At 45.8% G+C, this 7,150-nt stretch carries 7 protein-coding genes; 6 read left to right on the top strand and 1 reads right to left on the bottom strand.

The genetic code is table 11. From position 1 onward, the window contains the following. Positions 1-316 precede the first annotated feature (316 nt). The 6 genes from WC659_07090 to fmt all read left to right on the top strand — a co-directional run bounded on the left by WC659_07090 (position 317) and on the right by fmt (position 6,470). Positions 317-544, top strand: a complete 228-nt coding sequence (locus tag WC659_07090) for a hypothetical protein (GenBank protein ID MFA4873660.1) — start codon at positions 317-319, stop codon at positions 542-544. Positions 545-782: 238 nt separating this feature from the next. Further along, entirely contained in the window at positions 783-2,138 is a 1,356-nt protein-coding gene (locus WC659_07085) for a hypothetical protein (protein MFA4873659.1), read from the top strand. A gap of 4 nt (positions 2,139-2,142) precedes the next feature. Continuing rightward, positions 2,143-2,922: a class III extradiol dioxygenase subunit B-like domain-containing protein gene (locus WC659_07080; GenBank protein MFA4873658.1), complete on the top strand. Its 780-nt coding sequence runs from the start codon at positions 2,143-2,145 to the stop codon at positions 2,920-2,922. Continuing rightward, complete coding sequence (locus tag WC659_07075; GenBank protein MFA4873657.1) at positions 2,873-4,750, top strand: hypothetical protein; 1,878 nt, start codon at positions 2,873-2,875, stop codon at positions 4,748-4,750. Before WC659_07080 ends, WC659_07075 begins: the two co-directional genes overlap by 50 nt. Before the next feature lie 239 nt (positions 4,751-4,989). Then, positions 4,990-5,505 (top strand): peptide deformylase, encoded by a 516-nt coding sequence (def, locus tag WC659_07070; GenBank protein MFA4873656.1) that lies wholly within the window; start codon positions 4,990-4,992, stop codon positions 5,503-5,505. Further along, positions 5,502-6,470, top strand: a complete 969-nt coding sequence (gene fmt, locus WC659_07065; GenBank protein ID MFA4873655.1) for a methionyl-tRNA formyltransferase — start codon at positions 5,502-5,504, stop codon at positions 6,468-6,470. The genes def and fmt overlap by 4 nt, the downstream gene beginning before the upstream one ends. Positions 6,471-6,578: 108 nt before the next feature. Here fmt and WC659_07060 read toward each other — a convergent pair whose 3' ends face one another. Next, positions 6,579-6,728 (bottom strand): CxxC-x17-CxxC domain-containing protein, encoded by a 150-nt coding sequence (locus WC659_07060; GenBank protein ID MFA4873654.1) that lies wholly within the window; start codon positions 6,726-6,728, stop codon positions 6,579-6,581. Between the last annotated feature and the right edge of the window lie 422 nt (positions 6,729-7,150).

The raw sequence follows: 7,150 nt of genomic DNA, 5'->3' as shown, positions 1-7,150 counted from the left end.
CAGTATGGTGACTCGCACTTTTGGTTTGAAGACCTTGCCTGCCGCCAGAGCTATCCACAGGGTTTGGGGCTCGTTATGCGGTGGAATCGGTTTTCATTTGGGGCTCATTATGTATTGTACAAGACTAGGGGTTGACTTTTATCAAAAGTCGTGCAATAATCGCGTTAGCACTCGTTATACTAGAGTGCTAATTCATATATTTTTTTAAACTAAACAATATGCCATATTCGTTTACGAGATTGTCCGGGAAATTCGGTTGATACTGTTCTTTAAAACGTATCGTAATCATTGAAGGAAGGTGGTGTAGTACGGGACAATTGGTGGGTATGCACTATCCACACCCCAAAAGTCCCTGCTGCCAAGCGACCGTGCAATAGAATTCTTTGCGCAACAAGGATACGACCCCGTGAATGGCGCGCGCCCTTTGAAGCGTTTGATTCAGAAGGAAATCCTTGATCCTGTCGCGCGCCTTATGATAGAAAAAGGGAAAGGGCTGAAGAAAATTGCTATTGACATCAAGGATGGCAGATTGTCTGTACAGTAATATTTAAGAGGCACGGCTCGAGTTTTCTCGAGCCGTATTTAAATGGTTTACCATTTATAAAGTAGATTGTTTAAGAATATGGTAATCACGCTGCGGGTGCCGCCTTTCTTGCTGCGGAACTCGCTCCCCCGCATTTGCGGGGTCGCTCAAACAGTCCTCGCGGCGAATTGCGGCACTCCGCAGCTATAAAATGGATAAAAGAGTTTATTTCTAGGTAAAATAAGCGTATAATAGCATCATGAAATTGAAACAATATCTCTTAGTCATTCTAGCCGCGGCACAGCTGATACCTTGGTATCCTACTGTTGCCGCATGGGATCCGAATTATTTAATATCAGATTATGAATTTACTGATTGGGCAAGTTTGAATTTGCAGGAAATCCAGGATTTTCTATTTCAGAAAAAAAGCACACTTACCCATTATGTAGATCCTGCCACGCGCCAACGCGCGGCACAGGTGATTGCTGATTCGGCCGTGGTATACCAAATTAATCCTAAAGCGCTTCTCACACTTCTACAAAAAGAGCAAAGCCTAATAGAAGATGGGAATCCCGGGCAGGATCAATATGATTGGGCTACCGGTTTTGGAATATGCGATGCATGCAGCAAACAGGATCCCCTTCTCCAAGCCTATCGGGGTTTCACCGTTCAAGTAGATCGGTGCGCATGGAGACTCCGTTATTATCTGGAACATTCCGATGAATTTATTTTCCAAACCGGTCAGACCTATTCTATTGATGGACAATTAGTGACTATGACCAACGATGCAACACGGGCGCTATATACTTATACCCCTCATCTTCACGGTAACTTGAATTTTGTCGCAATATGGGACCGTTGGTTCTCAAAAAATTATCCTGATGGCACTGTAGTGCAGGACAAAGATTCAAAAATCATTTGGCTCATTCAGCAAGGAAGGCGTAGAAAGTTCGCTTCGATTTCTGTTGCGCTTTCCCGGATTAATTATTCGCAGATAATTCCTGTGACATTGAGCGACCTTATGCATTATGAGGAAGGCTCTATAATAAAATTTCCCGAATACTCTCTAGTACGCTCGCCTCGAGGCACGGTGTTTCTTATGGTGAACGATACAAAAAGAGGAATTGCCAACCGCGAAACGTTTCGACAGTTAGGGTTTAATCCCGAAGAAGTTATTGACGCTACATGGGATGACTTAAATGCGGTTTCAGATGGTGCGCCTATTACGCAAAAAAGCGCATATCCCACAGGAGCGCTTCTCCAAGATACGGCAAGCGGAGGCGTATGGTATGTGCAGGATGGCGTGAAACATGCACTGATCGCACGCGAAATGCTTAAGCGTTTTCCTGGAATGAAACTTATACGCATTAAGCCTGCAAATCTCGAACAATTTGAAACGGGCGAACCCTTGAAGCTTACAGACGGCACGCTTGTAGGGCTTGAAGGCACAGACCAAGTGGCAATCATTACCAATGGCACCCGCAGGGTATTTGCATCCAAAGACGCATTCCATAAATTAGGTTACAAGGATGAAAATGTACTTGTAATACCTGAAAAAATATGGAACCTTCATTCAGAAGGGCCAATACTCGATATAACCGCGCAAGACGATTAATAGTATGTTTACCTCCGCGTATATTATTCCACCCAGCCCATTGCTGCTTCCGCAGGTCGGCAGTGTACAAAAAGAAAAATTTGTTGATACCCATCACGCGATGGGAATTGTTCGCGCGGGCTTTGCCGCATTGAGACCGGAAAGCATTGTGCTTATTTCGCAATATGGTGCGCGGCCACATGCCATTTCAATTAACATAGCAGATGAATATCAGGGCTCGCTCCAATCATTTGGAGACCTTTCACATTATACCTTTCGTGGCGCTCCTTCATTAGCATATCAATTGCTTAATGAACAAATACGCTCGCTTGTAACTGGCATTACTGAACAATCGCTTGATTATGCAAGTATTGTCGCATTTCTCCTCTGTGTTTCTGAATTAGCAGGATGTTCGATCATACCTCTTTATCCCTCTCCCGCGCGCACCCCTCAAGAGCATGTGCGCGTAGGGAGAACGCTGCGCGATGCGATCAGCCATTCACCTCGGCGAGTAGCGCTGATTGCGGTGGGAGATCTTTCTCATCATCTCACCGCTTCATCGCCCGGAGGGTATCATGCGGAAGGTGTCATATTCGATACGTCTGTCATATCAGCACTCAAGAAAAAATCAGTACGGAGTCTGCTTGAACACGCCGAACGATATGGCGAAGAGGCAAAAGAGAGCGGCATATTGGCGTTCCTTATACTTTTAGGCGCTCTTGAAGGAGTTCAGTGCGCGTATAAGCAATTATCATATGAAGCGCCTTTCGGAATCGGTTACCTTACTTCAGAATACCTTTTTTAATGATAACAATATGTCACGGCAGGGCGTAGTCAATGTTATTCCGTATGCACGGTTGCCATGGAACGCGCCTTATTTATTTTCATACCTGCTCCCCTCCCCCCTACCCGCACTCCAAATAGGCGCATGGGTTTCTATACCATTCCGGAATGCCACGCTCCATGGCCTTGTAGTTTCAATAAATGCCTCCAGTGAAATAAAAACGCCTCTAAAGCAGCTTTATGGCCTTGTTCCTTATTTACCGGTGGGAAATTCATTTATACGTTTTATTTCCGCAGTGGCGCAGGATACGCTAAATCATCCTTCACGATTTTTGAAACTTGCGCATATACGGAGCCCAGAACGATATATGAGGCCTGCGCAGCGCAGGTACTCCTTTAGACAGGAGAAAATAGATAAGCCAGTTTTAGTCTGGTGGAGTCAGGAGTCTGTGCGCAATAAATATATCATTGAACGCGCACAAGCGTTCATGAGCGGACCGCACCTTATTCTTGCCCCTACTAACGAGCGCATATTTGAAGTCATTGATCTTTTGGGTAAAAATAAAATTGATGCGGTGAGTCTCACCTCACGGACTTCGCAGAAGGAAATTGCTGCGCTTGTCTCACGCATTCTTTCTGGTGACCCTTGCATAATCGTCGGCACACGTGCAGCGCTCTTTCTGCCTTTTGCGCGGCTCCATGCGATTACCATTGACGATGAAGAGCATCCGGCATTTACTCAAACCGCCCCTCCCCCGCGCTATCACCTGCACCGCATCATTGCACTTATGCGCTCTCTCTATCAAGCAGAGGTGCTGACCTTAAGCGCATGTCCTAGTTTTGCTGCGTTTTACAAATCTGACATCCGTGAACGGCCACATCAGGGAAACGGAACATCCATTGACATTATTGACTGCAGTAAAAGCAATTTGACGCTCGATCCCCTGCATCCACAGGTACTTGATCGGATTAAGGGTCTCTTGCGAAATAAAAAAAATACGCTCATTATTACGGCGCTATCGGGATATGCTTCGTTTCTTAAGTGCCATGAATGCCATTACATATTTAAATGCCCCGCATGCGCGCATCTTCTGTCGCGGGAAACAGCTCTTTCTGGCGAAGTAGTATGCACGCGATGCGGATATCGTGAGGTGATCCCCCCCTTTTGCCCGCATTGCAATGGCCTCTTTCTTCGCTTTACGGGTTTTGGCCCCGCGCGCATTATTGAATATCTAAAGTCTCACAGTATTCCCTCCGGAGATTTAAAATCGGCGCTTCGTGAGCCTTCCTGTGTGGTGGGGAAAGTGAATGATACGATAAGTAGTTCACACCATCCAATCGGCATGGTCGCCTTAACAAGCGCTGATATGCTTCTTGCGCGGCCTTGGTTCACTGCGACTGAGCGCACATTCCAGGAATTGACCAAATGGCGAATGCTCTGTAAGCGTTTCCGCGCGGCATTCTGCGTTCAAACTTCAGTACCGGATCATCCGGTATTTGCGGCCTTATTGGGCGATACAAACCGTTTTTATAATGAAGAGCTTAAGCTGAGAAAAAAATTATCTTATCCGCCTTTCGCGCGCATTATCCATATCATTATTCCCCTCCCTCACCGTAATGCAGAATTAAAACTTAGGCCGCAGATAGACAAACTTGTAATAAAAATAAATGCAAATGGTTTCTCAAGCACTCCGCTCATTTTCGTATACCGGCGTAAAATTAAAAGCATGGCTTTTTCAATTCGCGGCGATGAGAACGGAAATCAAAATAGTCATGCCGAACTCTTTCAATTATTGAAAAACGAATTGCCCGCGCGCGCTGTGATTGACGTAGATCCAGACTCCTTATAATATGTGCTTATGCCCCGCAATACAACATCCAAAGGGAGGCAAATACTTTACGAGCAGAGAATGGATTCACACGAAGGAATCTCGGCGGGCGTATTAAATGATATCTTCCTTGCCTCCCTCACCGATCGCCACACTTTTCTTCCAAACATTGTTATGACACTATTTCACCTAAGTCGCATTCATTCATCATTATTATCTCACGCCAGCCAAGTGTGGCGTTGGATGTTGATATACGGGGTATGATTTTGCCTATTATTACCATTCCTTCGCCCCTCCTGCGGAACAATTCCCGAGATATTTCGAAAATGGAACTCAAAACGCCAGAAATTATCGTATTGATAAAAAACATGTGCGATACCATGCCGGCGCGCGACGGCATCGGCCTTGCCGCTCCGCAAGTAGGGATCAATGTGAATATCGCAGTCATCGCGACAGACAAAGGGCCTCTTGTGGCAGTGAATCCTAAAATAATAAAAGCATCAGAAGAAATGCAGGAAGACGAAGAAGGGTGTTTGTCTATCCCCGGCATTGCGGGTATGGTGCCGCGCGCAACGAGCATTAAGGTTGCATTCCTTTCTGCGCAAGGAACGCGCACCACCCTCAATGCCCAAGGATTATTTGCGCGGGTATTTCAACACGAAATTGACCATTTACGCGGCATTCTTTATATTGATCGCGTGACACGATTTACCACCAAGGTAACGCATGTGCAACAGGAAGGGTTCAAAGCGTTTCTGCATACGCCACCGCTATGATAAAAATCGTATTTTTCGGAACTCCTGAATTTGCCCTTCCCTCGCTCCGTGCCTTGGCGGATAGCGAAAAAATTTCTGTTCAAGCGGTAGTGACCCAATTGGACAAACCTAAGGGGCGTTCATTGCAAAAAACACCCTCTCCGATAGCACAGTGTGCAGAGGAATTAGGATTGCCAGTTATCAAAACGGAACACCTCATCAATAATCAGAAAGTTTTTCATCAATTAAATCAATATCATGCTGATCTTTATGTGGTAGTGGCGTTCGGCGCAATCCTGCCTTCATCGCTCCTTGCGCTCCCTGCAAAGGGTGCGCTCAATCTCCACCCCTCTCTCCTTCCCCGCTATCGTGGATCTTCACCCATACAAACTGCTATCCTCAATGGCGATCATGAGACCGGCATCACCGTAATACTCTTAGACGAAAAAATGGATCATGGACCTATTGTCGCGCAGCAAACGATTCTAATTAATCCAACTGATACCTCTCCTACCCTCTCTGATCGCCTCGCAAGACTAGGCGCTCAATTTCTGGTTAATGGTATGCTAGATTATGCGAACGGAAAAGTGCAGCCACAGCCGCAAGATGATATTCACGCGAGTTATACAAAGCAATTAACAAAGGGAGACGGGAAAATTGATTGGTCTAAAACGTCTGATGAAATCGCCAGGCAAATACGCGCTTATAAACCGTGGCCGGGATCATGGACTATTTTGGATCAGAAGGAAAAACTTATCATGTTAAAAATTATTGAGGCTGTCCCTATTCATGATATGGCGGAAAATGAGCGCAATTCATTGTCAAGCGCCTCGGGACAATTGATTCAATTATCTAAAAAACGCTATGCATTTGTTTGCGGGAATGGCACGTTTTTACAGCTTAATGCCGTACAACCTGCGAATCGGACAGTCATGTCCGCTGATTCGTTTATTCGTGGAAACCCGCAGTTTTTATCACCCTTGTAGCGTCGGAGCTTGTCTCCGACTCAACTACGATAAAAATGAAGATGAAATGACCCAAAAACTAAACCTCCCCCGCATATTGCGGGGGAGGTGTTATCTTGAAATGGTTTATTAGTACCGATTTCGAGAAAACTTTTCGCGGCGCTGTCGATTGCAATCTCTGCAATAGACAGGGCGATCGGATGACGGCTGAAATGGGAGCTCGGTGATTGCCGTTCCGCATTGCGCGCAAGTGAGATTCATGCTCGTTACGTCATACATTTGACGCATCGGCCGATTGAATCCGCCTGCTCCTCCGCGCTGGTAACCGCCCTGATAGCCACCCTGCTGCGGTGCAGCAGGTGCGCCATCTGATTGATCATCATTGAACATACGTTATGTGCCAATTGAAAATAAACGACCTTTCTCTTGGCATGTAACGTAACGTTCCTGTTGTATCGAAATCGATTTAGCTTAATTCCCTTTATGACAAGGGCGACTCGTTGAAACCCAAGATCGATTATCGTTTAGCCAAGTATGAGCAGATTATACACTAAATAAATTTATTGTCAAGCGAAAGTCTTGTACAATACATAATGAGCCCCAAATGAAAACCGATTCCACCGCATAACGAGCCCCAAACCCTGTGGATAGCTCTGGCGGCAGGCAAGGTCTTCAAACCAAAAGTGCGAGTCACCATACTG

Source organism: Patescibacteria group bacterium (genome assembly GCA_041645165.1).
GTDB lineage: Bacteria > Patescibacteriota > Patescibacteriia > 2-02-FULL-49-11 > 2-02-FULL-49-11 > 2-02-FULL-49-11.
Note: the sequence above shows the minus strand (reverse complement) of the source record. Positions and strands in the feature narration are given on the sequence as shown.

Coding starts and splice junctions, on each gene's coding strand:
- WC659_07085 (MFA4873659.1), top strand. CDS start 783: ATGAAATTGAAACAATATCTCTTAGTCATTCTAGCCGCGGCACAGCTG.
- WC659_07080 (MFA4873658.1), top strand. CDS start 2,143: ATGTTTACCTCCGCGTATATTATTCCACCCAGCCCATTGCTGCTTCCG.
- WC659_07075 (MFA4873657.1), top strand. CDS start 2,873: ATGAAGCGCCTTTCGGAATCGGTTACCTTACTTCAGAATACCTTTTTT.
- def (MFA4873656.1), top strand. CDS start 4,990: ATGATTTTGCCTATTATTACCATTCCTTCGCCCCTCCTGCGGAACAAT.
- fmt (MFA4873655.1), top strand. CDS start 5,502: ATGATAAAAATCGTATTTTTCGGAACTCCTGAATTTGCCCTTCCCTCG.
- WC659_07060 (MFA4873654.1), bottom strand. CDS start 6,728: ATGTATGACGTAACGAGCATGAATCTCACTTGCGCGCAATGCGGAACG.